This is a genomic window from Amycolatopsis echigonensis (assembly GCF_014174495.1).
Lineage (GTDB): Bacteria > Actinomycetota > Actinomycetes > Mycobacteriales > Pseudonocardiaceae > Amycolatopsis > Amycolatopsis echigonensis.
The window spans coordinates 1-26,809 of record NZ_JACJHR010000098.1; the positions used below are offsets into that span (position 1 = coordinate 1).

At 70.7% G+C, this 26,809-nt stretch carries 27 protein-coding genes and 1 pseudogene; 10 read left to right on the forward strand and 18 right to left on the reverse strand.

Features of this window, described 5'->3' with window-relative positions:
• The first annotated feature begins 110 nt into the window (after positions 1-110).
• A complete protein-coding gene (locus H5411_RS39960) occupies positions 111-1,097 on the forward strand; it encodes an acyl-CoA dehydrogenase family protein (RefSeq protein ID WP_220818109.1) in 987 nt (328 codons plus the stop codon).
• Between the two features lie 18 nt (positions 1,098-1,115).
• Positions 1,116-2,036: a VOC family protein gene (locus H5411_RS39965; protein WP_101439514.1), complete on the forward strand. Its 921-nt coding sequence runs from the start codon at positions 1,116-1,118 to the stop codon at positions 2,034-2,036.
• Positions 2,037-2,192: 156 nt separating this feature from the next.
• On the opposite strand, the gene H5411_RS39970 is transcribed toward H5411_RS39965, so the two are convergent.
• Together H5411_RS39970 and H5411_RS39975 are read right to left on the reverse strand one after the other, a co-directional pair.
• Positions 2,193-2,366: a hypothetical protein gene (locus tag H5411_RS39970; RefSeq protein WP_183126811.1), complete on the reverse strand. Its 174-nt coding sequence runs from the start codon at positions 2,364-2,366 to the stop codon at positions 2,193-2,195.
• Between the two features lie 123 nt (positions 2,367-2,489).
• On the reverse strand, positions 2,490-2,789 hold the full coding sequence (locus tag H5411_RS39975) for a hypothetical protein (protein WP_101441280.1): 300 nt from the start codon (positions 2,787-2,789) through the stop codon (positions 2,490-2,492).
• A gap of 163 nt (positions 2,790-2,952) precedes the next feature.
• On the opposite strand from H5411_RS39975, the gene H5411_RS39980 reads away from it, so the two are divergent.
• Together H5411_RS39980 and H5411_RS39985 are read left to right on the forward strand one after the other, a co-directional pair.
• Positions 2,953-3,321, forward strand: a complete 369-nt coding sequence (locus H5411_RS39980; RefSeq protein WP_101439513.1) for a hypothetical protein — start codon at positions 2,953-2,955, stop codon at positions 3,319-3,321.
• 132 nt (positions 3,322-3,453) lie between these two features.
• Positions 3,454-4,493: pseudogene (locus H5411_RS39985) on the forward strand (LLM class F420-dependent oxidoreductase).
• A gap of 216 nt (positions 4,494-4,709) precedes the next feature.
• Here H5411_RS39985 and H5411_RS39990 read toward each other — a convergent pair.
• Both H5411_RS39990 and H5411_RS39995 read right to left on the reverse strand, forming a co-directional pair.
• Positions 4,710-5,606, reverse strand: coding sequence for an aminoglycoside phosphotransferase family protein (locus H5411_RS39990; protein WP_101439512.1), 897 nt, complete (start codon positions 5,604-5,606; stop codon positions 4,710-4,712).
• 94 nt (positions 5,607-5,700) lie between these two features.
• Positions 5,701-5,949, reverse strand: coding sequence for a MerR family transcriptional regulator (locus H5411_RS39995; RefSeq protein WP_376772281.1), 249 nt, complete (start codon positions 5,947-5,949; stop codon positions 5,701-5,703).
• A 745-nt stretch (positions 5,950-6,694) separates the two neighbouring features.
• Between H5411_RS39995 and H5411_RS40000 the strand changes: the two genes are divergently transcribed.
• Both H5411_RS40000 and H5411_RS40005 read left to right on the forward strand, forming a co-directional pair.
• The gene (locus H5411_RS40000) at positions 6,695-7,126 is read left to right on the forward strand and encodes an Hsp20/alpha crystallin family protein (protein WP_101441279.1); all 432 of its coding nucleotides are present in this window, start codon (positions 6,695-6,697) and stop codon (positions 7,124-7,126) included.
• 322 nt (positions 7,127-7,448) lie between these two features.
• On the forward strand, positions 7,449-8,690 hold the full coding sequence (locus tag H5411_RS40005) for a flavin-dependent oxidoreductase (RefSeq protein WP_101439509.1): 1,242 nt from the start codon (positions 7,449-7,451) through the stop codon (positions 8,688-8,690).
• A gap of 6 nt (positions 8,691-8,696) precedes the next feature.
• Here H5411_RS40005 and H5411_RS40010 read toward each other — a convergent pair whose 3' ends face one another.
• Together H5411_RS40010 and H5411_RS40015 are read right to left on the reverse strand one after the other, a co-directional pair.
• Positions 8,697-9,173: a cupin domain-containing protein gene (locus tag H5411_RS40010; protein WP_101439508.1), complete on the reverse strand. Its 477-nt coding sequence runs from the start codon at positions 9,171-9,173 to the stop codon at positions 8,697-8,699.
• A gap of 112 nt (positions 9,174-9,285) precedes the next feature.
• Positions 9,286-9,849: a helix-turn-helix domain-containing protein gene (locus H5411_RS40015; protein ID WP_101439507.1), complete on the reverse strand. Its 564-nt coding sequence runs from the start codon at positions 9,847-9,849 to the stop codon at positions 9,286-9,288.
• A 70-nt stretch (positions 9,850-9,919) separates the two neighbouring features.
• On the opposite strand from H5411_RS40015, the gene H5411_RS40020 reads away from it, so the two are divergent.
• Positions 9,920-10,615, forward strand: a complete 696-nt coding sequence (locus tag H5411_RS40020) for an AzlC family ABC transporter permease (protein WP_101439506.1) — start codon at positions 9,920-9,922, stop codon at positions 10,613-10,615.
• The gene (locus tag H5411_RS40025) at positions 10,615-10,935 is read left to right on the forward strand and encodes an AzlD domain-containing protein (RefSeq protein WP_101439505.1); all 321 of its coding nucleotides are present in this window, start codon (positions 10,615-10,617) and stop codon (positions 10,933-10,935) included. Before H5411_RS40020 ends, H5411_RS40025 begins: the two co-directional genes overlap by 1 nt.
• A gap of 143 nt (positions 10,936-11,078) precedes the next feature.
• Here H5411_RS40025 and H5411_RS40030 read toward each other — a convergent pair whose 3' ends face one another.
• Positions 11,079-12,671, reverse strand: coding sequence for a M4 family metallopeptidase (locus H5411_RS40030; RefSeq protein WP_101439504.1), 1,593 nt, complete (start codon positions 12,669-12,671; stop codon positions 11,079-11,081).
• Between the two features lie 443 nt (positions 12,672-13,114).
• On the opposite strand from H5411_RS40030, the gene H5411_RS40035 reads away from it, so the two are divergent.
• On the forward strand, positions 13,115-15,226 hold the full coding sequence (locus tag H5411_RS40035; protein WP_183126812.1) for an elongation factor G-like protein EF-G2: 2,112 nt from the start codon (positions 13,115-13,117) through the stop codon (positions 15,224-15,226).
• A 121-nt stretch (positions 15,227-15,347) separates the two neighbouring features.
• Here H5411_RS40035 and H5411_RS40040 read toward each other — a convergent pair whose 3' ends face one another.
• The 11 genes from H5411_RS40040 to H5411_RS40090 form a co-directional block, all read right to left on the reverse strand.
• Positions 15,348-15,860, reverse strand: coding sequence for an XdhC family protein (locus H5411_RS40040; protein WP_183126813.1), 513 nt, complete (start codon positions 15,858-15,860; stop codon positions 15,348-15,350).
• A 15-nt stretch (positions 15,861-15,875) separates the two neighbouring features.
• Positions 15,876-16,361: a LemA family protein gene (locus H5411_RS40045; protein WP_183126814.1), complete on the reverse strand. Its 486-nt coding sequence runs from the start codon at positions 16,359-16,361 to the stop codon at positions 15,876-15,878.
• The gene (locus tag H5411_RS40050) at positions 16,358-17,500 is read right to left on the reverse strand and encodes a glycosyltransferase family 4 protein (RefSeq protein ID WP_101441277.1); all 1,143 of its coding nucleotides are present in this window, start codon (positions 17,498-17,500) and stop codon (positions 16,358-16,360) included. Before H5411_RS40050 ends, H5411_RS40045 begins: the two co-directional genes overlap by 4 nt.
• A gap of 17 nt (positions 17,501-17,517) precedes the next feature.
• Positions 17,518-18,420 (reverse strand): phosphatidylinositol mannoside acyltransferase, encoded by a 903-nt coding sequence (locus tag H5411_RS40055; protein ID WP_101439501.1) that lies wholly within the window; start codon positions 18,418-18,420, stop codon positions 17,518-17,520.
• Positions 18,417-19,064 carry a phosphatidylinositol phosphate synthase gene (gene pgsA, locus H5411_RS40060; protein ID WP_101439500.1) on the reverse strand — a complete coding sequence of 216 codons (648 nt, stop codon included), beginning with the start codon at positions 19,062-19,064 and terminating at the stop codon, positions 18,417-18,419. The genes H5411_RS40055 and pgsA overlap by 4 nt, the downstream gene beginning before the upstream one ends.
• A gap of 100 nt (positions 19,065-19,164) precedes the next feature.
• Positions 19,165-19,695, reverse strand: coding sequence for a MarR family winged helix-turn-helix transcriptional regulator (locus tag H5411_RS40065; protein WP_101439499.1), 531 nt, complete (start codon positions 19,693-19,695; stop codon positions 19,165-19,167).
• A gap of 50 nt (positions 19,696-19,745) precedes the next feature.
• Positions 19,746-20,288: an HIT family protein gene (locus H5411_RS40070; RefSeq protein ID WP_101439498.1), complete on the reverse strand. Its 543-nt coding sequence runs from the start codon at positions 20,286-20,288 to the stop codon at positions 19,746-19,748.
• Positions 20,285-22,312 carry a threonine--tRNA ligase gene (gene thrS, locus H5411_RS40075; protein WP_183126815.1) on the reverse strand — a complete coding sequence of 676 codons (2,028 nt, stop codon included), beginning with the start codon at positions 22,310-22,312 and terminating at the stop codon, positions 20,285-20,287. Before thrS ends, H5411_RS40070 begins: the two co-directional genes overlap by 4 nt.
• A gap of 168 nt (positions 22,313-22,480) precedes the next feature.
• The gene (locus H5411_RS40080; protein WP_183126816.1) at positions 22,481-23,092 is read right to left on the reverse strand and encodes a malonic semialdehyde reductase; all 612 of its coding nucleotides are present in this window, start codon (positions 23,090-23,092) and stop codon (positions 22,481-22,483) included.
• A 155-nt stretch (positions 23,093-23,247) separates the two neighbouring features.
• Positions 23,248-24,798 (reverse strand): sugar transferase, encoded by a 1,551-nt coding sequence (locus H5411_RS40085; RefSeq protein WP_183126817.1) that lies wholly within the window; start codon positions 24,796-24,798, stop codon positions 23,248-23,250.
• Positions 24,799-25,359: 561 nt separating this feature from the next.
• Positions 25,360-26,241 (reverse strand): nitroreductase/quinone reductase family protein, encoded by an 882-nt coding sequence (locus H5411_RS40090; protein WP_183126818.1) that lies wholly within the window; start codon positions 26,239-26,241, stop codon positions 25,360-25,362.
• A 383-nt stretch (positions 26,242-26,624) separates the two neighbouring features.
• Between H5411_RS40090 and H5411_RS40095 the strand changes: the two genes are divergently transcribed.
• Positions 26,625-26,809, forward strand: a 185-nt coding sequence (locus tag H5411_RS40095; protein ID WP_312878714.1) for an RNA polymerase sigma factor, incomplete at its 3' end; no start/stop codon positions are given.

Sequence of the window (26,809 nt, forward strand, 5' to 3'; positions counted from 1 at the left end):
ACCCCGCCGGGCGCGCGGAAAAAAAAAGCCCCCCCGCGCGGCCGGGCGCGGGCGCGTAAAAGACCGCACCCCCCCGCCGTTACGGCGGCTACGGACTCCCGGTCCGCGCGATGCTCGACGTCTCCGCGGCCGTCGCCGAGGCTGACGGCGGCACCGCCTGGGTCGTCGCGCTGAGCAACGTCTGCGCGTGGCTCGCCGGGCTGTTCAGCCGCCAGGCCCAGGACGACGTCTGGGGCGACAACCCGGACGCGAAGGTGTCCGGCGTCCTCGCCACCACGGCCGAAACGTCCAAAGTGGACGGCGGCTACCGGGTCACCGGCCGCTGGTACTACAACTCCGGCTCCTGGCACGCCGACTGGGCCGGGCTCGGCATCCCCCTGACCGACGAGTCCGGGGAGGTCGTCGACCAGGGGATGGCGCTCGTTCCCCGCACCGACCTCGGGTTCGAAGACACCTGGTTCGTCGCCGGGATGCGCTCGTCCGGGTCCAACTGCCTGATCGCCGACGACGTCTTCGTGCCGGAGCACCGGGTGATGTCCGTGCCGCCGGCGATCGGCGGCCAGTACGCCGTCGAGCACCCCGAGGAGGATCTCTTCCGGGCCGCGCTCGTGCCCGTGCTCACGCTGGTGCTGGCCGGCCCGCAGCTCGGCCTCGGCCGCAAGGCCCTGCAGCTGGTCAAGGAGAAGGCCGCCCGCAAGCCGATCTCCTACACGACTTACGCGGCCCAGTCCGATTCCGTCGCCTTCCAGCTCCAGCTGGCCGAGGCGGCGATGCGGATCGACTCCGCCCACCTGCACGTCTACCGTGCCGCCGACGACATCGACTCCGCTGCGGCCAACGGAAACTACCCGGACGTTCAGGAGCGCGCCCGCGTGCGCGCCGACACCGGCTGGGCCGTCGACAACATCACCCGCGCGATCGACCTCCTGCTCTCCGCGCACGGCGCGGGCAGCTTCGCCGAGGTCAACCCGCTGCAGCGGATCTGGCGCGACTCCGCGGTCGCCGCCCGGCACGCGATCGTGCTTCCCGCGGTCAACTACGAGGTCTACGGCAAGGCGCTGCTCGGGCGCGACGACCAGATCACCCCGCTCATCTGACCTCGGAGGAACCCGATCATGAGCCTGCACCGCCTGACCAAGATCGCCATCGGCGTCCCGGACGTCGACGAAACCGCCAAGTACTACACCGAGTTCGGCCTCACCCCGACCGCGTCCGGCTTCGCCACCGCCGACGGCGGCGAGCAGCTCGAACTGCGGCAGACCCCGCACCGCCGCCTGCTCACCCTCGGCATCGGCGCGGACGATCCCGACGATCTCGGCCGCATCACCGCCTCGCTGGCCCGCCTCGGCGTCGAGAGCCGCATCGAGGGCGACGCGCTGTACACGAAGGATCCGGTGACCGGCCTCGACGTCGTCGTGTCCGTCGCGCCCCGCCTGACACAGGACCCGCCGGAAACCGCGGTCTACAACCAGCCCGGCTCCGTCCAGCGGGCCAACCTCCGCGCGCCCGGCATCGACCGGGAACAACCGGTGCGGCCGCGCAAGCTCGGGCACGTCGTGTTCGGCTCGACCGATCAGGCCGCGACACAGCGGTTCTTCACCGAGGGCCTCGGGTTCAAGGTCAGCGACGAAGCCCCCGGCCTGGCTTCCTTCATGCGCTGTTCCACCGACCACCACAACGTGCTCGTGCAGCAGGCGCCGGTGAGCTTCCTGCACCACACATCCTGGGAGGTCGACGACGTCGACGAGGTCGGCCGCGGCGCCACCGCGATGCTCGAAGGCCACCCGGAACGGCACACCTGGGGCCTGGGCAGGCACTACATCGGCTCGAACTTCTTCTGGTATCTGCGCGACCCCGCGGGCAACTTCTCCGAGTACTACTCCGACATCGACTGCATCCTCGAGGACCAGCTCTGGGAACCCCGCGTCATCGCCGGCGAAAAAAGCCTCTACGCGTGGGGGCCGCCGCCCCCGCCGTCGTTCCTCGCACCGCAAGACCTGGCCGAGCTGATGACCGACGCCCACGACGGCGCATGACCGAACCGGACGTCTTCGGCCGCGGATTCGGTTCCTGCGAGGAGCTGTAGCGCTGGCCGGTCGCCGACCTCGAAGGGTTCCGGGCGAAGGTCTGGGACCATTTCGAGGTTTGCGGCACGTGCGCTCGCGTCCTCGGCCAGGCGCTGCCCGATGGTCCTAGCGCCCGAGGTTGCGCACTTTCTCCCGCAGCGACCCCAGCAAACCCGGCGACGGGCGGCGCGCGGCATCGGACGCGAGCGGCACGTCCGGCATCGCCTCCCGCATCGCCGCCTGCACCTGGCGCACGCTCGGATTCACCAGGCCCTGACCGCCGACGACCACCGTCGGCACGGTTTCGTCACCCCGCGCCCTCCCGAACCGCCGAACGTTGTACGCGCACCCAACACCCCGGTCGACGCACCACGACAGTCCTGCCCTTCAGGCGAAGCGAAGGTCCCATCCGGTGTCGCATCCCTAGGGAAGGTGACGGTCGATCCAGCGCAGCACGGCGCCCAGCGCGCCGCGCCGGTGCCAGCCTTTGCGGATCACCGCGGCCCGCACGCCCTGGACCGCGCCACGCACCCGCGCCGCCGGCGAGGGATGCCGCTCGTCGAAGCGCTGAACGGCGCGGCGCCGCAGCCACCGTGCGCACCGCAGGCACACCCCGACCTCCGGATGATTCCCCAACCGGACCAGCTCCGCCTCCGGGAACGTGCCGCCGCAACACCAGCACCCTGCCTCCGAGACCCGCTCCCGCTCAGGCTGCACCGACATCGGGACCACCTCCACACGACGACCGAGGATGCGCCGCACCTCAGCATCCCACGTCCGTGACTGGCCAGCCCCGGCCGCGACCTCCACAATGGCCTCGACCCGGCCCCGGCACCCGGCACCGCCCGGACGTCCTGCTCCGCCACCTGGAAAGGACCCATCGTCGATGCTGTCTTGGGGAGAAATCGCCTACGGGGCCGCGCTGTCCGCCGTCCTGTCCGTGGTGCTGGTGCTCGCCGCGGCACGCGAACGCCGACCCGGCACGCTCGCCGCCGTCGCCGCCGGCGCGATCCTCGGGCCGGTCGCCTGGAACGCCGTCCTGCGCGCCACCAACGCCAGCCAGTTCTTCACCGACGCCCCGATCCCGTTCTTCCCGATCAGCTGGCAAGACACGGGATCCGGCGTCTTCGCCCTCGCCGCCCTCACCCTCCTCCTCGGCTTCGGCCCGCTCCGCGCCGCACCCGGCCGCCGTCTCGCACTCGTGGCCACTGTCGGCGCCCTGGGCGCACTGCTGGTCGACATTTACCTCTACTGACCCGATTCCGGCGGCACTCCATCGCCGGTCGTGCGGGCTTACCTCCACAGTGGACAAAAGGCACCCCTATCGCACCCCCTGAACGCCGGAACCACCGGTATCCGGTCAATTACCAGCGGTAACGTCGGCCGCATGAAAATCGGACTCAACATCGGATATTGGGGCACCGGCAACGATTCGACGAACCTCGAACTGGCTCGCGAGGCCGACCGGCTCGGGTTTTCGGTCGTGTGGGTGGCCGAGGCCTACGGGTCGGACGCCGCGACGGTCCTGGGCTGGCTCGCCGCTCGCACCGAGCGCATCGACCTCGGCAGCGCGATCCTGCAGATCCCGGCCCGCCGCCCGACGATGACGGCGGCGACCCTCGACAACCTCTCCGACGGCAGATTCCGGCTCGGACTGGGCGTTTCCGGACCACAGGTGTCCGAGGGCTGGTACGGCGTCCCGTTCGGAAAACCCGTGCAGCGCACCCGCGAGTACGTCGACATCATCGGCAAAGCGCTGCGTTACGAACGGGTCCGGCACCGCGGCACGCACTTCCAGCTCCCCCTCCCCGGCGGGCCCGGCAAGGCGCTGCCGCTCGCCGTGCCGCCCGTCCGCGAGCACATCCCGCTCTACCTCGCCTCCCTCGGTCCGAACAACCTCGAACTCACCGGCGAAATCGCGGACGGCTGGCTCGGCCTGTTCTTCTCCCCCGAACACGGCGGCGAATCCCTCGACCGGATCCGCGCCGGCCGCGCGAAAATCGGCGCCACCCTCGACGGATTCGACGTGGTGACGACAGTCCCGCTCGCCGTCGGCGACGACTGGCGGTCCGCGGCCGACTACGCCCGCCCCTACGTCGCCGGGTTCATCGGCGGAGCGGGCAGCCGCAAGAAGAACTTCTACCGCGACCTCGTCGCCCGGATGGGCTACGAGGCCGCCGCCGAAGAGGTCCGGGACCGGTACCTGACCATGGACTACGACGGCGCCATGGCCGCGATCCCCGCGGACTTCCTGGACGCGACCTCGCTTCTCGGCCCGAAGGAACGGATCGCCGAACGGATGCGCGCCCTCGCCGAAGCCGGGTCACCACTCTCGCGCTCTCGCCCACGCACCCGGATCCCGAAGCCAGCAAGGCCGCCCTGCGCGTCGCGGCCGAAGCTCTCGAAGCGTCCGGTGTGGGCGACTGAGCATCGCGCAGCGTGGTCGGTTTCGGGGCTTCGGTCGTTCCACAGTGGACACAGCACGAGCGCAGCGCCTGCCTCCGCGATCTGAGTGGGTGGCCGGGCACCCTGAAACAGGCACGGAAACTGACCCCAGACGATGAACGGTGGCCGAGCAGCACGCCATCCTGCGCGACTTCTACGCGCAAGCCGCGCGTCGTCTGCTGTGGCCGGGCTGACCGGTCACAGACCCTTCAGCACCCGGCCCAGCGCCGCCCGGCCGGCAGGTCCCCAGTGCGGTTTGCCGCCGGGCAGGCTGCGGTCCCCGTTCTGTCCCATGAGGATCAGGAAGAGGCTCTTCATCGCGGCCAGCCCGCGGGCACGCCGGATCGCCGGCTCGTCCGCCCGCGCGTACCTCGCGAAGAACCGTGCCGCCATGCCCGCGGGCAGCAACACCCAGGCGGCGGCGAGGTCCCACGCCGGATCTCCCGCGAACAGATCGCCGAAGTCCACGATTCCCGAGAGCGTTCCGTCCGAGACAACGACATTCGCGGGATGGAGGTCGCCATGCACCCACACCGGAGGACCCTGCCACGCGCGGGCCGCGACGGCGTCGTCCCAGACGGCCCGGACGTCGGCCGCCAGGTCGTTGAGGGCAACCGCCTCGAGGAAGTGATCGAAGCCGTCCGTGCAGTCCTTGGGATGGGCACCGCGATCCGTGGCGATCGGTGCGTCGGCGGGAGCCTCCGTGTGGAGTGCCCGGAGGAAGTCCGCGAGAGCGTCGGCCGCGTGGGCGCCGCGGCTGATCGTGCCGTGGTCGAGCGGTTCGCCCGGAACCCAGGTCATCACGGTCCAGTGCCGGGGAAAACGCTCGGACGGTTCGCCGGACCGCACCGGCGTCGGCACTGGGAGCGGCAGGCGCGGGGCGAGCACCGGCAGCCACCGCCGTTCCTTGAACTGCAGCTGCGGGGTCGGATCCCTGCGCTGCATGCGCACGGCCAGCTCGTCCCCGAGCCGCCACATCTGGTTGCCCCAGCCGCCCGGCACCTCGCTGATCGCCAGCCCGGCGAGGTCTGGATGCTGCTCCCGGAGCAGATCGCGGACCAGGTCCGCGGTGATCACGATCTCGGCGCCGGTCATGGGAAGCGACAGTACCGAGGCGGCGGAACGCGGTTCGCACCCGTCGTGGCCCGCATTTGTGCTGCGGCACAAGCGAATGCCGAGCGTGGCCTCGTCAGCGGTCGCGTTCGTCGAGCCGCGCGCGGAGGCCGCTGATGGTGTCGTGGGCGTCGGCGAGTTCGTCCTCGAGGTCGACGATCCGGGCGGCCGACGCGAGGGAGTGGCCCTCGTCCAGTTGTTCGCGCAGCCGCACCACCTGGGTCAGCTGGCGGCGGGAGTAGCGGCGGTGCCCGCCGCCGGATCGTTCGGGCCGCACCACGGCCGCGGAGTCCAGGCTGCGCAGCTCAAGATTATCTCGACTCACTGCTTGACACAATCTACAGTCCGCGCTATAGAAATTTCTAGACGCGATAACTGACCTGGGTGCCGAGAGAGACGTAGCCGGGGAGTGATCGACGATGCCGGACACCGCCAGCCGCCACGACGCGGCCGCCTGCGAGTTCGCGGAGTTGATCTGCGCCGATTCCGCCTGGCTGTGTGCCGAGTTCGAGGTGATCGTGACCACGGGCTTCGGCGCCGCTCCGGCACTCCCGCCGCAACACGCCGACGACTCCCGCCCGCAGCGCACAGGACAGCCAGCCGAGCGGCGAGTCGGGACGAGCGTGTGGCGGACCTGGCCGCCGCGACACCGGGAGCGTTCCCCTCCGTTGCCGAGCGACAACACGACAGCCGTGATATCGCTGGGGAGGTGATAAAACGGCGCACCGGCCCGAAACGGGGAGGCCTGCCACGACGCCCGGCCGAGGAGGCTCGCGCAGCCCCGGCATCGCGTCTCGTGACGTGATCCCGCGGCCACCCCCACTCGCCCGACGGCGCCGACTCGCACAGAGATCAGCACGGTTGCTTCTCACCCGAACTGGTTCCGGCCCCGCCCGCAGTGCCCGGCGGGGCCGGATCTCCGCGACAACTACCAATCCACCAGTCCCAAGTCCAGAAAACCTACAGTCGCGGGAACAGAAATACCGAGCGAGTCGTTAGCACAGTGGAGAACAGCGAGCGCCCGCCTCCGCCGGCGGGCATCAGGGAAGGAGAAAGGGAGGCGCATGGTCATGTTGATGCGAACTGACCCGTTCCGGGAGCTCGATCGGCTGACCCAGCAGTTCTTCGGCGGCAACGGCACGGCGACCCGTCCGGCATTGATGCCGATGGACGCCTACCGGTCCGGCAACGACTACGTGGTGCAGTTCGACCTGCCCGGCGTCGCGCCGGAGTCGATCGACCTGGACGTCGAGCGCAACGTGCTGACCGTGAAGGCCGAGCGCAGGCCCGAGTACGGCGAGGACGCGGAGGTCCAGGTCTCCGAGCGTCCGCGCGGGGTGTTCTCCCGGCAGCTGTTCCTGGGCGACACCCTCGACACCGACAGCATCAAAGCCGACTACGACGCGGGTGTGCTCACCCTGCGGGTGCCGATCGCCGAACAGGCCAAGCCGCGCAAGATCGCGATCGGCAGCAGCGGCGAAGCCAAGCAGATCCGCGCCTGACCGAATGCTGGCCCCGCCCCGGCGGGCGGGGCCTCGAACCGCCGACAGCAACCACATGCGGCACCCGGGCGAACCGCGTCGCATCGCCGGTGCCTCACCTCCCGGGCAGGCGAGCGCATTCCGCAGGAACACGACATAAAGCTCTTGCCCGGCCGCAGACCATCCAATCGCACCATCGCCCCGACGCGGCTGAGGCCCTCCTGGCGAAACGGGCGTCCGGCATCCGTCCGGTGTGGACAATGCGCCGCTGGCCGCCTCCGGTCGGCGGTAGCGCTCCCGTCCCGTCTCCGCCACGCTGAGCAGTCGAGGACGGGAGGTCGCGGTGAAGGTCGTCATCGTCGGAGCGGGCATCGGCGGGCTGACCACGGCCCTGCGGCTGCATCGCGAAGGCATCGAATGCGCGGTGTACGAGCAGAGCAGCCGGATCGGCGAGCTCGGCGTCGGGATCAACGCGTTGCCGCACGCGGTCAAGGAACTCGCCGCGCTCGGGCTGCTCGACCGGCTGGACGAGATCGGGATCCGCACCCGCGAGCTGTTCTACACCCACCGGCTCGGGCAGGTGATCCTGCGCAAGCCGTGCGGGCTGGACGCCGGATTCACCCTCCCCCAGTACTGCCTGCACCGCGGCAGGCTGCAGAACATGCTGCTGCAAGCCGTCGAAACCCGGCTGGGTCCCGACGCGGTGCGGACCGGGCACCGGCTGACCGGGTTCGATCAGGACCCCCGCGGCGTCCGGGTGCGGTTCGTCGAGCGGGACAGCGGCGAGACGGTCACCGTGGCCGGGGACGTCCTGGTGGCGGCCGACGGAATCCACTCGGCCGCGCGGTCCCTGCTGTTCCCCGAGGAGGGCCCGCCGCGCTGGAACGGGGTCCTGATGTGGCGCGGCGCCACCGACTGGCCGGAATTCGGCGGCGGCGCTTCGATGATCGTCTCCGGCGGCACCGCGGCCAAGCTGGTGGTCTACCCGATCGGGCCGGGCCGGACGGCGGGCGCCAGGCTCACGAACTGGGCGGTCTGCGTCCGGACCGGACAGCCCGGCACCCCTCCGCCGGAGCGCCAGGACTGGGCCAAACCCGGCGACCGGGCGGAGCTGGCCCGGCACGTCGGGCGGTTCCGGTGCCCGGCGGTCGACCACGCCGCGATGATCGAGGCCACCGAGGAGATCTTCGAATTCCCGATGTGCGACCGGGATCCGCTGCCCGCATGGTCCCACGGGCGCGTGACGCTGCTGGGCGACGCCGCCCATCCGATGTACCCGATGGGTTCCAACGGCGCCGGCCAGGCGATTCTCGACGCGTCCAGCCTCGCCTCGCATCTGACGCGGCACGCCGACCCCGCCGAGGCGCTGCGCGCGTACGAAGCCGACCGGCTGGCGGCCACCAGCGAGATCGTGCTGCGCAACCGCCTGGGCGGCCCGGAGAACGTCATCGACGAGGTCGAACGGCGCGCGCCGGACGGCTTCGCCCGCCTCGAAGACGTCATCGACGCGGCCGCGCTCGAGGCGATCGTCAGCGGCTACGCCCGCGTTTCCGGGGCGTCCCCGCAGCAGGTGAACCGCGCCTGAGCCGGTTCAGGCGCCTTCCACCGCACCGGGCGGCAAGAAGTCGACGTCGTGCAGCGCCGACACCCGGACCACCTCAGCCGGGTCCGTCAGGTTGTGCAGTTTGTCGAACAGCGCCGCCAGCTTTCCGGCCGGGCTCACCCAGAACAGGCCCCGGGTCATGCCCTCGCTCCGGTTGTAATAGGCGTGCGGGAGCCCCTTCGGCATCCGCACGGTGTCGCCGGGGCCGGCGGTCTCCCATTTGCCGTCGAGGTAGAGGGTGAACACGCCCTCCAGGATGTAGATGTGCTCGTCCTGGGTCGGATGGACGTGCGGCGGCACCCCGGTGCCGGGCGGGTCGAGGGTCTCGAAGGCGAAGCTCGACTCGCTGGCCGCCTTCATCGAATAGGTGTGGCCGAGCACGTTCCACACTTTGCCGCGCATGCCCTCGCGGGCGGGCGTGATCCCCTTGGGCAGGGGACCGAGCACGATTTCCTCGCCGGTCATCACACCTCCTGGCCGATGGTTTCTCCGCCAGGGACTCTGCGCTATCCGGTCGCGTGTGTACAGCCGCCAGTCCGCCGACATCGCGGGAACGACCGGGCCAGCGGAACCGAGGTCAGTTGTATTCGGAGATCTCCACGCCGAATGTCCCCGGCTCCAGCGCCTCGAAGATGTGCGGGACGTCCCCCGGGTAGCAGATGTAGTCCCCGGGCAGCATCTCCACCGGATCGTCCATGATCCCGATCCGCGCGCGGCCCGCGCACAGCACGGTGTGTTCCACCACGCCGCTCATGTGCGGATCCGACCGCCGCGGGGTGCCCGGTTCCGCGCTGACCAGGTAGATGTCCCGGCGCGCCGCGGACGGGCACGCCGACAGCAGCGTGCACGCGTAATCGGCGTGTTCGGCGAACACTGTCGGACCTTTGCCCGCGCGGATCACCTTCACCTCCTGCCGCTCCGGTTCGACCAGCCGGGAAAACGGCACGTCCAGCGCGACACCGAGGGCCCACAGCGTCTCCACGCTCGGGTTGCCGGACCCCGATTCCAGCTGCGACAACGTGGATTTCGCCAGGCCCGCGCGGCGCGCGACCTCGGTCAGGGAGAGGCCGGCGCGGGCCCGCTCGCGGCGCAGCGACGCCGCGATGACGTCCAGCGGCGCGCCGGTGCTCTCGTTCGGCATATGTGTTCGCTCCATCAGTCTTCGCGTTCGCCTTGACGAACAGGGCCGGACATGTTCAGCATAGGACACTATGCGTTCGATTTGGCGAACACTCGATCGCGGCCTCGCCCGCGACATCGGCCTCGTGTGCGTGGCCGACACCCTCGTGGGTGTCTCCTACGGCGCCATCACGGTGGGCTCCGGCCTCCCGCTGTGGGCGCCGATGTTGTTGTCCCTGCTGGTCTTCGCCGGCGCGTCCCAGTTCATGTTCGTCGGCATCGTGGCTTCGGGCGGCAATCCGCTCGCCGCGGTCGCCGCCGGGCTGCTGGTGAACGCGCGGCACGTGCCGTTCGGGTTCGCGGTCGGCGACGCGCTCGGGCACGGCCTGCTCGGACGGCTCGCCGGAAGCCACCTGATGATCGACGAATCGGTGGCGTTCGCGCTGGCCCAGCGGGACGCGGACCGGCGGCGGGCGGCGTACTGGGCGTGCGGCATCGGGCTGTTCGTGTGCTGGAACCTCGGGGTCGTGGCCGGCGCGTTCGCCGGGTCCGCGATCAGCGACACCGACGCGTTCGGCCTGGACGCCGCCTTCCCGGCAGTGCTGCTGGCGCTGGTGCTGCCGTCGCTGAAGGACCGGGCCTCGCGGCTGCCGGTGCTGATCGGCGTGGTCGTCGCGCTCGCCGCCACTCCCCTGCTCCCGGCCGGTCTGCCGGTGCTGCTGGCGCTGGTCGGGGTGGTCGCCGGCGCCGCGGCGAAAGAGCCGAAGCCGCTGGAAGGAGCGCACTGATGGACGGCGCGGAACTGATCATCGCGACGCTCGTGCTGGCGGCCGGGACGTTCGCGTTCCGGCTGGCCGGGCCGATGCTGCGCACGAAAGTGCGGCTGTCCCCGCGGGCCGAGCGGCTGATGACGCTGTCGGCGGTCGTGCTGCTCGCCGCGCTGGTCGCGACCAGCGCGTTGACCCAGGGCCCCGAATTCGCCGGGATCGCCCGGCCGGCCGGAGTGCTGGTGGGCGGGGTCCTCGCGTGGCGGAAGGCGCCGTTCGTGGCGGTGGTGATCGCCGCGGCGGCGACCGCAGCGTTGCTCCGGCTCGCCGGAGTGCCGTAACCGTTTCCGGGGAAATTGTGCCGGACGGCATTTTCCATCATCGAAGAAGGGCGCATTTTCTCGCCCTGGAAAGGCACTCGTGATCGGGAGGGAGAGACGAATGCTGGCCTCTCCCTCCCGCCGGTGGGGAAATCAGTTTCGGTTCATCGAGCGGCAATCGCCCGCGAACCGGTCGCGCCGATAGCGCCGCACGTCGGCTCGTCCGGCTGAGCGGGAACGCTCACCCCGTCCCAAGCCGCCTTCACCGTGTTGAACTCGGTGCAGCCGTTCGGGAAGAGGCTCTTCGCCGCGGTCAGCGTCCAGGTGCGGTAGCTCTGGTAGGAGCTGGCGCTGGTCTTGAGCAACATCGCGTTGTAGAAGATCTTCACTGCGGTCTGGATGCCGAGTCCGGTGACCGTGGAGTTGTTGCAGGTCGGGCTCGTCGGCTGGCCGTTGGTCGGGTTCGTTCCCTCGGCGACGAGGTAGAACCAGTGGTTGCCAGGGCCGGCCGCGGCGTGCACCTCGGTGCCCGGGATCGAATCGTCGTAGCAGTTCGCGTGGCCAAGCTGCGACGGGTCGTACATGTTGCGGATCGGGCCGCTGCCGGTGAGGTTCACCTGGTTGCCGACGAGGAAGTCGGGGACCGCGTACGGCGCGGGCTCGTTGGCGAACCATTCGGACGAGGCCCCGAAGACGTCCGCGACGAATTCCTGGGTGCCGCCGCCGGACATGCTGCCCGGCGTGTGGTCGTCGATGCCGTGGCCGAACTCGTGCCCGATCACGTCGAGCGAGCCGATCCACTGGCCCGCGGTGTTGTTCCCGACCTGGACCTGGGTGCCGTCGTAGTAGGCGTTCTGCTCGTTGAGCCCGACGCGGATCGGCCAGGCGCCGCCGTTGCCGTCGAAGCTGTTGCGGCCCAGCCATTGCGACAGCATCTTGTTCTCTTGCTGGATGCCGTAGAGGGCGTCCGCGCAGCCGGTTTCCTTGTCGGTCTCGTCGCCGTTGCCCCAGCTGTCGGTGGACTTGGTGAAGGTCTGCTGGGTGGCGGCGTCCTGGCAGCTGAGGTTCGCGATGGTCGGGTCGGTCATCGAATAGCCGCCGGCGCCGTCCGGGGAAGTGTCGAGGTGCAGCGGTTCCGGTCCGTTCCACACTCCCTGCGCGTCACCGTAGGCCACGTGCTCCTGCGTGTGCAGCACCTTGCCGGTCATCGCGTCGACGACGACGTCCAGCTTGCTCGGCCCTTCCGCGTTCCGTCCGGTCACCCGGGTCGTCCAGGCGAGCTTCGGGCTGCTGAGCGCGTATGTGGCGAGCCGCGCGGGCTGCACACTGTCCACAGTGGGCACTTGGGTGCGGGCGATCGCTTCGGCCTGCTTCGCGGTCAGCTTCGGCGCCGTGCTGGGCAGGTTGATCGCGGCGGTCTGCGCGACCGAGGTGGCGAGCACCTGCCCGGCGGAGTTGGTGGCCACGACGAAATCGCCGCCGATGACCGGCAGGCCCCGGTAGGTGCGGTCGTACGGCACGTACTTCAGCCCGTTCGTCGACGAGATCACCTTGTGCTGCTGGAAAACGTCGTCCTTGCTGGCGTGCAGCGCGGCGGGCCGGGAAGCGACCAGCGCCTGTGCGGCATTGGCTGCCATGGCTCCGGCGGCCTGGGGGCTCTGTGGTTCGAGCGGTTGCGCGTGGGCGGCGGTGGCCGTGGTGACGGCCCCGGCCAGCACCCCGGCTGCGAGCAGCACGAGCGGTCGGCGCGATTTCATCGGCGGTGTTCTCCTCCGGACAGGCCGGATCAGGCCCGGGGGTGGGGGCCGGATTCGGAAGTGGAATGGGATCGAACCCCGCCAAGAGTCGGGTTTTTTCCCACTCTGGACAACCGACGAAGGTCGCTAAGTTATCAACTTCGGCGCCTGCGCTCCGATTTCCGGTTCCCGCTTTTCCGGATTTCCCCTTTTCGCCCGCGAAACGCCATACGCCCATTCCGGCACCAGTCCGGCTTTCCGGATGAATCCGGCGGCATCGGGTCGTGCGATCCTTTGTGGACAGTCCGGCCGGTGCCGTCCACAGTGGAATCGAGCGATCCGGGACGCCCGGGCCCGCGGCAAGCGAACGGCTGGTCCCGGGCCGTCCGCCTTGCCTCCCGGCGGGTCGCGGGTGTGTGATCGGAGACACAGTTCTTCCATCCGCCGTCGCTGAGGAGGCCGTCATGGCCGACAAGCAGAACAGGAGTGCCGACCCCGGGGCCGCCGTCGCTGTGGACGACCCCGCCAAGGTGCGCAACGTCGTCCTCGTCGGGCCGTCCGGGTCCGGCAAGACCACGCTCACCGAGGCCTTGCTCGCCGCGTCCGGCACGGTGCCGCGCGCCGGTTCGGTCGTGGAGGGCACCACGGTGTGCGACCACGACCCCGCGGCCGTGCGCCAGCAGCGCTCGGTCGGGCTTTCCGTCGCCCCGGTGCTGCACGCCGGGCACAAAATCAACCTCATCGACACCCCGGGGTACGCCGATTTCGTGGGCGAGCTGCGCGCCGGGCTGCGGGCCGCGGACGCCGCGCTGTTCGTCGTCTGCGCCGCAGAGGGCGTGGACGCCGCCACCATCGCGGTGTGGGAGGAATGCGCGTCGGTCGGCATGCCGCGCGCCGTCGTCGTGTCGCGGCTCGACCACCACCGCGCCGACCCGCTCGCCGAGATCGCCGCCTGCCAAGCCGCCTTCGGCGCGGGCGTGCTGCCGCTGTACCTCCCCGTGCCGGACGGCCTCGTCGGGCTCGTCACCCAGCGGCGCTACGACTATTCCGCCGGCTATCCGCCGCGCGTGAGCGACCCGGACCCCGCCGTTTCCGACGAGTTCGCCGACGCCCGCAACGAGCTGATCGAGGGCATCATCGCCGAGAGCGAGGACGAAACCCTCATGGACCGCTACCTCGGCGGCGAGGAGATCGCCGAGGACGTGCTGATCGCCGACCTCGAGACGGCCGTCGCGCGCGGGTCGTTCCACCCGGTCATCCCGGTCTGCGCGACCAGCGGGGTCGGGCTCGCCGAGGTGCTCGACGGCATCGTGCGGGCCTTCCCCTCGCCGCTGGAGCACACCCCGCCCGGCGTGACCAGCCCCGACGGCACCGAGCACGCCGCGCTGTCCGCCGATCCGGCCGGGCCGCTCGCCGCCGAGGTCGTGCGCACCGCGGTTGACTCGTACGTGGGACGAGTTTCGCTCGTCCGGGTGTTTTCCGGGACGCTGCGCCCGGAGAACCCCGTGCACGTCTCGGGTCACGGCCTCACCGAACGCGGCCACGAAGACCACGACGCTGACGAACGCGTCGCCCACCTCTACTCTCCGCTCGGCGCGAACCTCCGCGAGGTGCCGTTCTGTGTCGCGGGCGATCTGTGCGCGCTCACCAAAGTGGGTTCCGCCGAAACCGGCGACACGGTGTCGTCGCCGGAGGATCCGCTGCTGATCAAACCCTGGCGGATGCCCGAACCGCTGCTGCCGGTCGCCGTGGTCGCGAAGTCTCGCAGCGACGAGGACACGTTGTCCCGCAACCTATCCCGGCTCGTGGCGGGCGATCCGACCCTGCGCCTGGAGCGCAACGCGGAAACCGGGCAGCTCGTGCTGTGGTGCATGGGCGAGGCGCACGCGGAAGTCGTCCTGTCGCGGCTGCGCGCGGGAGGCGCGGACGTCGGCACCGAGCCGGTGCGGATCAGCCTGCGGTCCACGTTCGCGAAACCCGCGCGCGGCCACGGACGGCATGTGAAGCAGTCCGGCGGGCACGGGCAGTTCGCGGTGTGCGACATCGAGGTCGAGCCGCTGCCGCGCGGCAGCGGGTTCGAGTTCGTGGACAAGGTGGTCGGCGGCGCGGTGCCGCACCAGTTCATCCCGAGCGTCGAGAAGGGCGTGCGAGCGCAACTCGAACGCGGCGTCCAGGACGGCTACCCGGTGGTGGACGTACGCGTGACGCTGGCCGACGGGAAGGCGCACAGCGTCGACTCGTCCGACGCGGCGTTCCAGACCGCCGGCGCGCTGGCCCTGCGGGAAGCCGCGGCGGCCAGCCGGATCACGCTGCTGGAGCCGCTGGACACGGTCGAGGTGAGCCTGCCGGACGAACACCTGGGCACCGTGCTGGGCGACCTGTCGTCGCGCCGCGGCCGGGTGCTGGGCACGGAATCCGGCGAGGGCGGGCACACGGTCGTGCACGCCGAGGTGCCCGCGGCGGAACTCCTGCGGTACGCGGTGGATCTGCGGTCGCTGACGTCAGGGACGGCCACGTTCACGCGCCGGCACGCCCGGTTCGAGCCGATGCCGGAGGGGGCGGTCGTTCCGACCTGACCCGGGGCGGGGAGGCGGGCGGTTGTCTGCCTCCCCAGGGTTCCGCACCGGATCTGCTTGGCACCGTGCGAATCGCGCCGTCTCGCGAGCGGTCACCGGTCTCGAAAACGGGGCGCGACGGTCAGAACTCGAACCCGCCCGGTCGCCCGTTCCGGTCCGCCACCAGCCCGGCCAGGGTCGCCACCGCGATTTCCGCCGGGGTGCGCGAGCCGATGTTCAGCCCGACCGGCCGGTGCACCCGGGCGATGTCCGGTTCCGGCACGCCCAGCGCGCGCAGGGCTTCCACGTGCGGGCCCGGATGGCGCGGGTTGCCCAGCACGCCCACCCATCGCGTCGGCGTCGCCAGTACGGCTTGCAGGACCGTCCCGAGCTCCGGCCGATGATGGTCGGTCACCACGACGTCCGCGTCCGGACCGGGCGAGGGCGCGGTCGTACGGACGTCGACGCCCTCGGGAGCATCGCTGGCCCGCGCCTCGTCCGGTTCGAACAGCACGGCTCGGTAGCCCAGGTCGGCCGCGTAGCGCAGCAGGTACCGGGAGACCGGCGAGGCGAACACGGCCACCAGGGTCCGTTCGGCGGGAGCCTCTTCGACCTCGCCGTGTGCGACGGCGCAGGCATCGGGTTCGGTCGTCATGCGCCTCAGTCTGCCTCAGAGGTCCGGCTCGGCGAATTCGAAGTACTCCGGCAACGGCGCGGTCCCGGCCAGTTTGAAGTACCGCACCTTCCGGCGCCGCCGCAGCGCCAGCGTGTCCCGCACCGCGTCGTTGTGCACCCGGCGCGCGATGACGACCCGGTGTTCGGCGTCGGTCAGCTCCTCGGCGAGCACCACCGGCAGCTGGGACCGGTCGACCCGCGCCAGGACCAGCGTCAGCTCGTTCTCCGCGGCCTCGCGGTCCGGCCGCGCGGCCGCCTCGGCCCGCGCGGCCGCGGCATGCAGGTCGGCACCGTCGTGCAGCACGGCGGCGACCGCTCGCGCCACCACCGCGCGGCGGGCCAGAGCTGCTTCCAGCGCGGCCCAGCCCGCGTCGGTCCGGACGTGCAGGCGGTCGAGCCGGTTCGCCGTCGCGACCAGGAACAGCCCGCCGAGCACCACGACCGCGGCCGCCGCCACGAGCAGCCACACCAGCACCGTCACGCCAGCTCCCGCTCCCCCGCCACGACCAGCCGGGGATCCGCCGCGATGGCCGTCTCGTACACGCGCAGCACCTGAGTGACCACGACCGCCCAGTCGTACGCCGTCACCCGCTCGCCCGCGGCGGCCGCGAGCGACGCCCGGTGCGCCGGGTCGCCCAGCAGTTCGCGCAGGCCGTCGGCCAGCGACGCCGGGTCGCCGGTGGTGGTGAGCATTCCGGCGCGGCCGTCGTCGAGGACCCGGCGGAACGAGTCGAGACCGCTGGCGAGCACCGGAGTGCCCGCGGCCATCGCCTCGGTGAGGATCATCCCGAAGCTCTCGCCGCCGGTATTGGGCGCGCAGTAGACGTCCACGCTGCGCAGCGCCCGCGCCTTCGTCTCGTCGTCGACCTGGCCCAGCAGGTCGATGTGCGGCCACAGCTCCGGACCGGCCATCCGCCGCAGCTGGTCCGGCTCGCCGCGGCCGACCACCAGCAGCCGCAGGTCCTCGAACTCCGGCAGCAGCCGCCGCGCGGCCTCCAGCAGCACGTCCATGCCCTTGCGCGGTTCGGTGAACCGTCCGACGAACCCGATCGTCCCGCCCGCGCGCGGATAGCCGTCCAGCGGCGTGGCCCGGGAGAAGAACTCGACGTCGACGCCGTTCGGGATCTCGACCGCGTCGCCGCCCGCGTGCTCCACCTGGACCCGCCGGGCCAGCGCGGACACCGCGATCCGCGCGGTGATCTTCTCCAGCAGCGGACGCAGCACCGGCTGGAACGCCGAAAGGGTCCGCGAGCGCGTCGTCGCGGTGTGGAAGGTGGCCACGATCGGACCGTCCGCGACCTTCAGCGCCAGCAGCGACAGACTCGGCGCGGCCGGTTCGTGCAAGTGCAGCACGTCGAAGCCGTTGTCCCGGATCCACCGCCGCACCCGGGCGTACGAAACCGGACCGAACTGCAGCCGCGCGACCGAGCCGTTGTACGGAATCCCCAGTGCCTTGCCCGCCGGGTGCACGAAATCCGGCAGCTGCGCGTCCTCGTCCGCCGGAGCCAGCACCGACACCCGGTGCCCGCGCTCGAGCAGCGCCTTCGCCAGGTCGATCACGTGCCCTTGGACCCCGCCGGGAACGTCGAACGAGTACGGGCACACGATCCCGATCTTCAACCCGCGCGCCACCCGGGTCAGCTCGCTTCTTCCAGCGTCGGCGCCGCCGCGTCGGCGGGCCAGAACGGCTGCAGCATGTGCCAGTCGGCCGGATGCGCGGCGATGTCGCCGGCGAACACGTCGGCCAGCGCCTGCGTCGCCGCGGGCACCTCGGCCCGCTGCGTGACGCGGATGCGCGGGTGGATCCGGATCTCCCAGCCGTCCTCGGTGAACCAGCAGCCGGTCGGCAGCAGCGCGGCCCCGGTGGTGGCGGCGAGCCGCGCCGGGCCGGGCGGCAGATGCGTTTTCTCGCCGAAGAACCGCACCGGGATGCCGGACGACGTCAGGTCCCGGTCCCCCAGCAGGACCACCAGCTTGTTCTCGCGCAGCCGCCGCAGCAGCAGCCGCATCGCCGCGCTGTCGCCGGTCAGCGGCACGATCTCGAAGCCGAGCGATTCCCGGAACGACACGAACCGGCGGTACAGCGACTCGGGCTTGAGCCGCTCCGCGACGGTGGTGAAAGTGCCCGCGTAACTGGCGAGCCAGACTCCCGCGATGTCCCAGTTCCCGCTGTGCGGCAGCGTCATCACCGCGCCGTTGCCCTCGGCGAGCGCGGCGTCGATGTTCTCCGCGCCGGTCACCGTCACCTGCTTCGCGACCGCCGCGTGGTCCATCGCCGGAAGCCGGAAGGTCTCGTACCAGTACCGCGCGTACGACCGCATCGCGCGCCGGACCAGCTCGTCCAGCTCCGCCTCCCCGGCCTGCGGGACCACCCGGGCGAGGTTGGCGCGCAGCTGCCGCACTCCCCCGCCGCCGCGCCGCGCGGCCATGTCGGCGCCGAAGGCGAAGGTCGCCGCCCCGAACGACCGCGGCAGCCGGCGGACGAGCCGCCAGCCCGTCGCGTAGCCGAGCTCGCTGAGCCGCTGGGACAGTGTGCTCACGGTTGCGCCCCGCCTGCTGAGGAGTCGGCCTGTTTCGCCGCGGCCGCTCGCGCCGCGCTCGCCACCGCCGCCGCCCGCTGCAGGAGCGTGATCACCGACAGCACGGCGAGCAGCCACAGCGTGATCTCGACGGTGTAGGGCACGCCCAAGCCGTGCAGCCCGGTGCCGACGAGGGCGATGATGAGCCGCTCCGCGCGTTCCACCAGCCCGCCGTCAGCTTCGAGGCCGGACGCTTCGGCGCGCGCCTTGACGTAGGAAATGACCTGGGCCAGCACGAGACAGATCAGCGCGGCGGCCGCGGCCCGGTTGTTGTGGTCCTGGACGAAGCACCACCACGCGATCGCGGCGAACAGCGCGCCGTCGACCAGGCGGTCGCAGGTCGCGTCGAGCACCGCGCCGAAGGGCGTGCCGTACCCGCGGGCGCGGGCCATCGCGCCGTCGAGCAGGTCGAGCATGGCGAAGCCCCACACGGTGAACGTGCCCCACAGCAGCATCCCCTGCGGGAAGAACGCCAGCGCGCACGCGACGGCGCCCGCGGTGCCGAGCACGGTCATCGCGTTCGGGGTCAATCCGGCCCGGACCAGGGCGGCGCCGATCGGGTCCGTCACGCGGGAGACCGAGGCACGGGCGAAAATGTTGAGCATCTTCCTCGTCTGTGCACCTGATTCGGGGGCGGGTGGGCGACGAAAGCCTATCGACCCCGCTGTCCGAACCGGACCCGCCCGCCCGCGACCCGCCGGAACGTCAGCCGGATTTCGGCAGTTCGACGACCGGCGCGGCGAATTCCGCCGCTTCCTCTGCCTCCCGGACGGCCTGGCATTTGGGCCGCAGCCCGGCCAGGATCGCCTCGGAAATCTCGCCGAGCTGGCGCACCTGCTCGGCTGTCAGCTGGTCGAACAGCGATTCCCGCACCGCCTCGACGTGCCCCGGGGCCGCCTCCTTGAGCGCGGCGAACCCGGCGTCGGTGAGCACCGCCCACGACCCGCGTTTGTCGGTCGGGCACGACTCGCGCCGCACCCAGCCCTTGGCCTCCAGCCGCGCCACCGCGTGCGACAGCCTGCTGCGCGACGAGGCGCGCACCGACGCGAGTTCGCTCATCCGCAGCCGCCGTCCGTCCGCTTCGGACAGCGCGACGAGCACCTCGTAGTACGCGTGCGGCATGCCCGATTCGCGCTGCAGCTGGCCTTCGAGGTGTGCCTGCAGCAGCGAGCTGGCCTGGGCGTAGGCGCGCCAGACCCGCTGCTCGTCGTCGGTCAGCCAGCGTGGTTCGGACATATCGCCATCATACGCTGGTTGAGCACTCAATTACCGCGGCGCGACCGGCCTCACCACGCGCCCGCCAGCAGGTCGCGGGTTTCGCCGAGCAGCTGCGGCAGCACCTTCGTGTGCCCGATCACCGGCATGAAGTTCGCGTCGCCGCCCCAGCGCGGCACCAGGTGCTGGTGCAGGTGCGCGGCGATGCCCGCCCCGGCGATCACGCCCTGGTTCATCCCGATGTTGAACCCGTGCGCCGCCGAGACCGCCCGGATCACGCCCATCGCGTGCTGGGTGAACTCGGCCAGCTCGCGCGTCTCCTCGGCGGTGAGGTCGGGGTAGTCCGCGACGTGCCGGTACGGGACCACCATCAGGTGCCCCGGGTTGTACGGGTACAGATTCAGCACCGCGAACACCGTCTCGCCGCGGGCCACGATCAGGGCGCGCTTGTCGTCGCCGAGACCGGGCAGGCGGCAGAACGGGCAGCCGGCGGACTCGTCGTCGTCCGGCTTGTCCTGGCCGCGGATGTAGGCCATCCGGTGCGGGGTCCACAGCCGCTGCAGCGCGTCCGGGACCCCGACCCCGTCCTGTTCGACGAGTTCCGGCTCGGTCACTTCAGGATCTTCTCCACGGCCTCGGCCGACGGCGACGCGTTCTCCCGGCGCGCGACCCATTCGGCGATCGCCTCGACGGCCTGGTCCACCGGGACCCCGTTGATCTGGCCGCCGTCGCGGAACCGGAACGACACCGCGCCCGCCTCCGCGTCCTTCGCGCCGGCCAGCAGCAGGAACGGCACCTTCTGCGTGGTGTGGGTGCGGATCTTCTTCTGCATCCGGTCGTCGCTCGCGTCGACCTCGACGCGGATCCCCTTGGCGCGCAACGCCTTCTCCACGCCGTGCAGGTACTCGACCTGGTCCGCGGTGATCGGGATGGCGACCGTCTGCACCGGCGACAGCCACGCCGGGAACGCGCCCGCGTAGTGCTCGGTCAGCACGCCGAAGAACCGCTCGATCGACCCGAACAGCGCGCGGTGGATCATGATCGGCCGCTGGCGGCTGCCGTCGGGCGCGGTGTACTCCAGCCCGAACCGCTTGTTCTGGTTGAAGTCGAGCTGGATGGTCGACATCTGCCAGGTGCGGCCGATGGCGTCCTTGGCCTGCACCGAGATCTTCGGGCCGTAGAAGGCCGCGCCGCCCGGGTCCGGCACCAGTTCGAGGCCGGAGTCGACGGCGGCCTGCCGCAGCGTCTCGGTGGCCTCCTCCCACTCCCAGTCCTCGCCGATGAACTTGTCCGAGTCCCCCCGGGTGGACAGTTCGAGGTAGAAGTCGGACAGGCCGTAGTCGGCGAGCAGGTCCAGCACGAACTTGAGCAGCGACCGCAGCTCGCCCGGCATCTGCTCCTTGGTGCAGTAGATGTGCGAATCGTCCATCGTCAGGCCGCGCACGCGGGTGAGGCCGTGCACGACGCCGGACTTCTCGTAGCGGTAGACGGTGCCGAATTCGAACAGCCGCAGCGGCAGTTCGCGGTAGGACCGCCCGCGCGAGCGGAAGATCAGGTTGTGCATCGGGCAGTTCATGGCCTTGAGGTAGTAGTCCTCTTCCTCGAACTGCACCGGCGGGAACATGGTGTCCGCGTAGTACGGGAGGTGCCCGGAGGTGTGGAACAGGTCGCCCTTGGAGATGTGCGGCGTGTTCACGAATTCGTAGCCGGCTTCCTCGTGCCTGCGGCGCGAGTAGTTCTCCAGCTCGCGGCGGATGATGCCGCCCTTGGGGTGGAACACCGGGAGGCCGGAGCCGATCTCCTCGGGGAAGGAGAACAGGTCCAGTTCGGCGCCGAGCTTGCGGTGGTCGCGGCGTTCGGCCTCGGCGAGGCGCTCGAGGTGGGCGTCCTGCGCCTCGGCCGATTCCCACGCGGTGCCGTAGATCCGTTGCAGCTGCGGGTTTTTCTCGTTGCCGCGCCAGTACGCGGCGGCCACCCGGGTGAGCTTGAAGGCCGGGATGAACTTGGTGGTGGGCACGTGCGGGCCGCGGCAGAGGTCGCTCCACACGCGTTCCTTGGTGCGCGGGTCGAGGTTGTCGTAGATGGTCAGCTCGCCGCCGCCCACCTCCATGACCTCGGTTGTGTCCACATCGGACTTCAGGTCGACGAGCTCGAGCTTGAACGGCTCGTCCTTCAGCTCTTCCTTCGCCTCGTCGACGGAGTCGAAGACGCGGCGCGAGAACTGCTGCGCGCCCTTGACGATCTGCTTCATCCGCTTCTCGAGCTTCTGCAGATCCTCGGGCGTGAACGGCTTTTCGACCGCGAAGTCGTAGTAGAAGCCGTCGCGCACCGGCGGGCCGATGCCGAGCTTGGCGTCCGGGAATTCCTGCTGCACGGCCTGGGCGAGCACGTGCGCGGCGGAGTGCCGGATCACGCTGCGGCCGTCCTCGGTGTTCGCCGCGACGGCTTCGACCTGGGCCTGCGCTTCCGGGGTCCACGCGAGGTCGCGCAGTTTCCCGTCGACGTCGCGGACGACGACGATCGTGTCCGGGCCCTTGGTGGGCAGCCCGGCTTCGCGCACCGCGGCGCCCGCCGTAGTGCCCGCCGGCACCACCACGCGCGGGGCGGGTACGGCGGCAGCTGACGACGGTTGGGACACGATCGGGCTCCTTTGGGAGAAGTGACTGAAACGGCTCCCGCTGATGCTAGTCGGAGGGCCTGTCGCGATATCTCGCGGTATCGCGCGGCGGCCCGGACCCGCTGCCGCCGCGAACGCCGGAAGGCCGCCCCGGGCATGCGGGGCGGCCTCTCGGCGACAGCGGAAGGCTCAGAGCGTTTCGACGACCTGGTCGAAGTCGAGCCGCGGCAGGCGGTCGAACCACGGGTTCTCGCCCGGCTTGCCGACGTTCACCACGACGAGCGAACGCCAGTTGTTGCCGGAGAAGAACTCCTTGTCCACGCCGGCGGCGTCGAAGCCGGTCATCGGGCCCGCGGCCAGTCCGGCGGCGCGCACGCCGATGATGAAGTAGCCGACCTGCAGCAGCGAGTTCAGCTTGGAGAACTCGACGCGGCCGGACTCGTCGGCGAAGTTGTCCTTCACGCCCGGGTTGTGCGGGAAGACCTGCGGGATGTTCTCGTGGAAGTCGACGTCCGCGGCCAGGATCACGGTCAGCGGCGCGGCTTCGGTCTTGGCGCGGTTGCCCTCGGCCATGTGCGGCAGCAGGCGCTGCTTCGCCTCGTCGCTGCGGAGGACCAGCGCGCGCAGCGGCTGGGTGTTCATCGACGTCGGGGCCCATTTGACGAGGTCGTAGATCGCGCGGACCTGCTCGTCGGTCACCGGCTCCGAGCTGAAGCTGTTGGCCGTGCGGGCCTCGCGGAACAGGAGGTCCTGCACCTCGGCGGGCACCTGCAGCTGCTCGGACTCTGCGAAAGTAGTCATCGGATCCGTCGTTCCTTCCGTGCGGTCGCCTACGCACGGCACCAACATGGTTGAACGCTTGACTATTTCGCGTCCCGCGCGGTTGTGACCCAGCGCACGGAAACGGCCGCCGGTCCACGCGGACCGGCGGCCGTCGTCGGCGCGATTCTCTCAGGTCAGTAGGCGCCCTGCCCGGCGAGGACCGCCCGGAAGGTCTTCCAGAGGATCACCAGGTCCAGCGCCAGCGACCAGTCCTCGACGTAGCGCAGGTCGAGCCGGATGCTCTCGTCCCAGGAAAGATCGCTGCGCCCGCTCACCTGCCACAGCCCGGTCAGGCCCGGTTTCACGAGCAGCCTGCGGCGGGCGGCCGGAGCGTACGTCGCCGTCTCTTCCGGCAGCGGCGGCCGGGGCCCGACCAGCGACATCCGCCCGGCGACGACGTTGAACAGCTGCGGCAGCTCGTCGAGCGAGTACCGCCGCAGCAGCCCGCCGACCTTGGTGACCCGGGGGTCCTTCTTCATCTTGAACAGCGGCCCCGCGCCTTCGTTCGCTTTCTCCAAGTCGCGCCGGACCAGATGCGCGTCGACGACCATGGTGCGGAATTTGAGCATGGTGAACGCTTCGCCGTCCTTGCCGATGCGCCGCTGCCGGTAGACCACCGGCCCGCGGTCGCCCGCCTTCACCGCTACCGCGATCGCAAGCAACAGCGGCGAGAACAGCGCGAGCAGCAACGCCGCGCCGCATCGGTCGACGACTTCTTTGACCAGCCGGCGTCCGCCGGTGAACGCGGGCGCGGTCACCCGCAGCAGCGGCATGCCCAGGACTCCGCTGACGTTCAGCCGGGGTCCGGCGACCTCCATCAGCACCGGCGCGACGACCATTTCCGACGACGTGCCTTCGAGATCCCAGGCGAGCCGCTGCAGCCGCTCCGGATTCCAGTACTGGTCGGCCGTTATCGCGACGACCCGGTACCCGCCGCGGCGCACGTGCCGGGAAAGCTCCTCGAGCCGCCCGACGACCGGAACCCCTTCGATCTCCCCGGTCCCGGTGGACGTGCAGACCGCCTCGACCCGCCACCCGACGTGCGCTTCGGTCCGGGTCCGCTTGATCAGGTCCTCGACAGTCTCCGCGCTGCCCGCGGCCATCACCGGAAGCAGGCACAGCCCGCGCCGCCGTTTCCGGTGCAGAATCTGCCGGAGCACATACCGCTGGGGAAACAGCACCAATGCGACGGCGGGCACTACGAAAAACACCCACGGCTGCACTTCGAGCGCACCGAACAACAGCCCGCCGAACGCGACCAGCACCGCCGCGGTGATCAACGCCCGGCCCAGCGTGCGGTACTCCTCGGGGCCCTCCCCCAGCACCCGCGCGCTCCACGCCCGGCTGACCGGGAGCGCGCAGAGGATCGCGAACGCGGTGCCGAACGCGTGCATGTCGTGCGGGGCGAGCCGGTCGATGACGAAAGCGCTGATCGCGATCACCACGCACGCCGCGACGAGATCCGCGGCGATCACGGTCCTGCGGTAGCGCTTTTCCCACTCCGCGGCGTGGGTTTTCGGCGGATCGCCCTCCGCCGGGCAGACCGTGGCCGGGTCGAGCCGGTCTTCGGCGGCACGGCCGGGCGGCGGCACCGCCACGTCGACCGGCGGCGCGGGCACCGCCCGGAGGTCGACCCTCGGCAGCGAAACACTGTCCGCGGGCCATGACCGCACCGGTTCTTCCATCAGTCCTCCCGCGCCGCGCAAGCTCCCCGGACCTGATCGCCACCGGCACGGTGAGTCAGGACTGATGATCACAATCCGTGATCAGGGGGACGGTCCTGCCCGCCTCGCCGAACGTGTGACACTCGCCAAGGTATCGGGTGGTCAGCGGGCGGTGTTACAGAGATTTTCCGGCCACGGCCTGCGGGTCTTTCCGGTCAGGAAGCACCGGGAAGATAACGGGGGCATCACGATGGGTCACGCTGACCCGGCAACCGGAATTACCCGCGGTAGTCAAGTTTCCCACTACCTACCCCGAACGGCCCAGCGGGCCCGCAGCCGAATCAGCTCCCCCGCGCGGGTCAGCGGCGGCGGCCGCACCCGCCCCAACCGCCGTTCGGGCACAAGCTCTCCGCCGACTCGCCGATTTCCCTTGCGCACAGCGCGATCCGCGCCGGAATGCGCGGCGGCGCCCGGTTTCCGGCCGTTTGGGTGGACTGAACCACTCCCCGCTGCCGGAAGCGGACCTCCGCCGCACATTTCTCGCGGACTAGCCCGTGCGCGGGTCCACACTGGACCCAGGGCTCAGGCCGTCGGCGGCGCCGCGGCCGTCGCGTTGAGCGCGGTCACCACGGCTTGCTCCTCGAGGGCGAAGTGCGCCTCCAGTTCCCCGGCGAGCCGCTCCAGTTCGGTCCGCAGCCTCCCCGGGTTGGATGCGCCCGGAACGAAACCGTCGACCAGTTCCCGGATCGAGTCCTGCAGCCGCGCTGCCACCTGATGCTGCTCGGCGAGCTGCGCGATGGCCGGGGCGAGCGCCGGGAATTGCTCCGCCAGCGAGGGGAACGCCACCGAGTCCTCGCCGACGTGATGCCGGCGCAGCGCGGTGCAGAAGCTGAGGCAGTGCGTGCGCATCTCCTGAGCCAAGTCCGGTTTCGGCCGGACGATCGCGGTCCCGCTGCCGTTGGCCAGGTGGTCCGCCTGCTCCCGCAGCGTCCGCAACTCGGCGCGAAACCATTGGTGCACTTCGACGAGCCAATCCCCCATGCCTTTGACGCGCTCATCGATCCGATGCAATACCACCACCGGAATCTCGCGGGACGTCTTCGCCTGATAATCGCCGTAGCCCGGTGCTTCCGAGACCACTCGCGTGAAAAGCTTCTCGTACGCGATCCCCTGCGGAATAGCCGCCATTGCCTGATACGTGTCGCTGCCGGTCTCGACGGTCACCCTCGGATTCCGCCGGATGTTGTGGTACCAGGCGGGATTGCGCTCCGCTCCGTTCGCCGACGCGACGACCACCCCGTTGCCGTCGATCTGCAGGTAGCCGAGCAATACTTCCCGGCTGAGACCGGTCTTCGCGCCGATCGTCGTCAGCACGGCCAGCGACCAGCCCTCGAACATGCCGCTCAGCGCGCCGCGGTTCGCGCGGAACTCGGCGATGAGCCGGCGGTGGAAATCGTTGCTCACGCAATTCCTTTCGGTTGTTTCCGGAAAGGAGGCGTCGAGCACAGGAAGGGACGCGAAAAGACCCCGCAGGCACAGGCATGGCGCAGCGATCCGGCTGACGGATCCGCGGAACTGCGAGAGACGGAGAGCCCGATCTCTGTGCTGGCTGGTTAGCCGCTACCTCCATGCGTAGGCCCATACGGGGCGCACGGCTAAGTTAGCACAGCCGCCGCTCTTCGTGCGGCTGAATCCTTTCGCCGGGCCGGCCGCTCTTATGGACGTGCGGCCACGAGGCCGACGCGTCGAAGGAGGTTCGATGACCGTAGTCATTGTCGCGGTGGTGGTCGTGGCGGTTCTGGTGTGCAGCTGCGTGGTGTTCCTGCGAGCGCGCGGAAGGTCGAAGCGTGGCTGAGCCGTGGCCGGCCGACCAGCTCGTCGCGGCGGCGCAGCGCGGAGACGAGGCGTCGATCGCCGTGCTGGTCTCCGGCGCGTACCCGCACGTCCGGCGGTTCGCGTTCTCGTTGTGCGCGAGCAGCCAGGACGCCGAAGACGCGGCACAGGAGGCGATGATCGTCCTGTTCCGCAAGAT

What these genes read in the sequence shown, in the direction of transcription:
- H5411_RS40020 (WP_101439506.1), top strand. Translation starts at nt 9,920, where the DNA reads ATGCGTTCGATTTGGCGAACACTCGATCGCGGCCTCGCCCGCGACATC.
- H5411_RS40015 (WP_101439507.1), bottom strand. Translation starts at nt 9,849, where the DNA reads ATGCCGAACGAGAGCACCGGCGCGCCGCTGGACGTCATCGCGGCGTCG.
- H5411_RS40030 (WP_101439504.1), bottom strand. Translation starts at nt 12,671, where the DNA reads ATGAAATCGCGCCGACCGCTCGTGCTGCTCGCAGCCGGGGTGCTGGCC.
- H5411_RS40025 (WP_101439505.1), top strand. Translation starts at nt 10,615, where the DNA reads ATGGACGGCGCGGAACTGATCATCGCGACGCTCGTGCTGGCGGCCGGG.
- H5411_RS40035 (WP_183126812.1), top strand. Translation starts at nt 13,115, where the DNA reads ATGGCCGACAAGCAGAACAGGAGTGCCGACCCCGGGGCCGCCGTCGCT.
- H5411_RS39990 (WP_101439512.1), bottom strand. Translation starts at nt 5,606, where the DNA reads ATGACCGGCGCCGAGATCGTGATCACCGCGGACCTGGTCCGCGATCTG.
- H5411_RS39960 (WP_220818109.1), top strand. Translation starts at nt 111, where the DNA reads ATGCTCGACGTCTCCGCGGCCGTCGCCGAGGCTGACGGCGGCACCGCC.
- H5411_RS40065 (WP_101439499.1), bottom strand. Translation starts at nt 19,695, where the DNA reads ATGTCCGAACCACGCTGGCTGACCGACGACGAGCAGCGGGTCTGGCGC.
- H5411_RS40080 (WP_183126816.1), bottom strand. Translation starts at nt 23,092, where the DNA reads ATGACTACTTTCGCAGAGTCCGAGCAGCTGCAGGTGCCCGCCGAGGTG.
- H5411_RS40040 (WP_183126813.1), bottom strand. Translation starts at nt 15,860, where the DNA reads ATGACGACCGAACCCGATGCCTGCGCCGTCGCACACGGCGAGGTCGAA.
- H5411_RS39980 (WP_101439513.1), top strand. Translation starts at nt 2,953, where the DNA reads ATGCTGTCTTGGGGAGAAATCGCCTACGGGGCCGCGCTGTCCGCCGTC.
- H5411_RS40000 (WP_101441279.1), top strand. Translation starts at nt 6,695, where the DNA reads ATGTTGATGCGAACTGACCCGTTCCGGGAGCTCGATCGGCTGACCCAG.
- pgsA (WP_101439500.1), bottom strand. Translation starts at nt 19,064, where the DNA reads ATGCTCAACATTTTCGCCCGTGCCTCGGTCTCCCGCGTGACGGACCCG.
- H5411_RS40085 (WP_183126817.1), bottom strand. Translation starts at nt 24,798, where the DNA reads ATGGAAGAACCGGTGCGGTCATGGCCCGCGGACAGTGTTTCGCTGCCG.
- H5411_RS40010 (WP_101439508.1), bottom strand. Translation starts at nt 9,173, where the DNA reads ATGACCGGCGAGGAAATCGTGCTCGGTCCCCTGCCCAAGGGGATCACG.
- H5411_RS39975 (WP_101441280.1), bottom strand. Translation starts at nt 2,789, where the DNA reads ATGTCGGTGCAGCCTGAGCGGGAGCGGGTCTCGGAGGCAGGGTGCTGG.
- H5411_RS39965 (WP_101439514.1), top strand. Translation starts at nt 1,116, where the DNA reads ATGAGCCTGCACCGCCTGACCAAGATCGCCATCGGCGTCCCGGACGTC.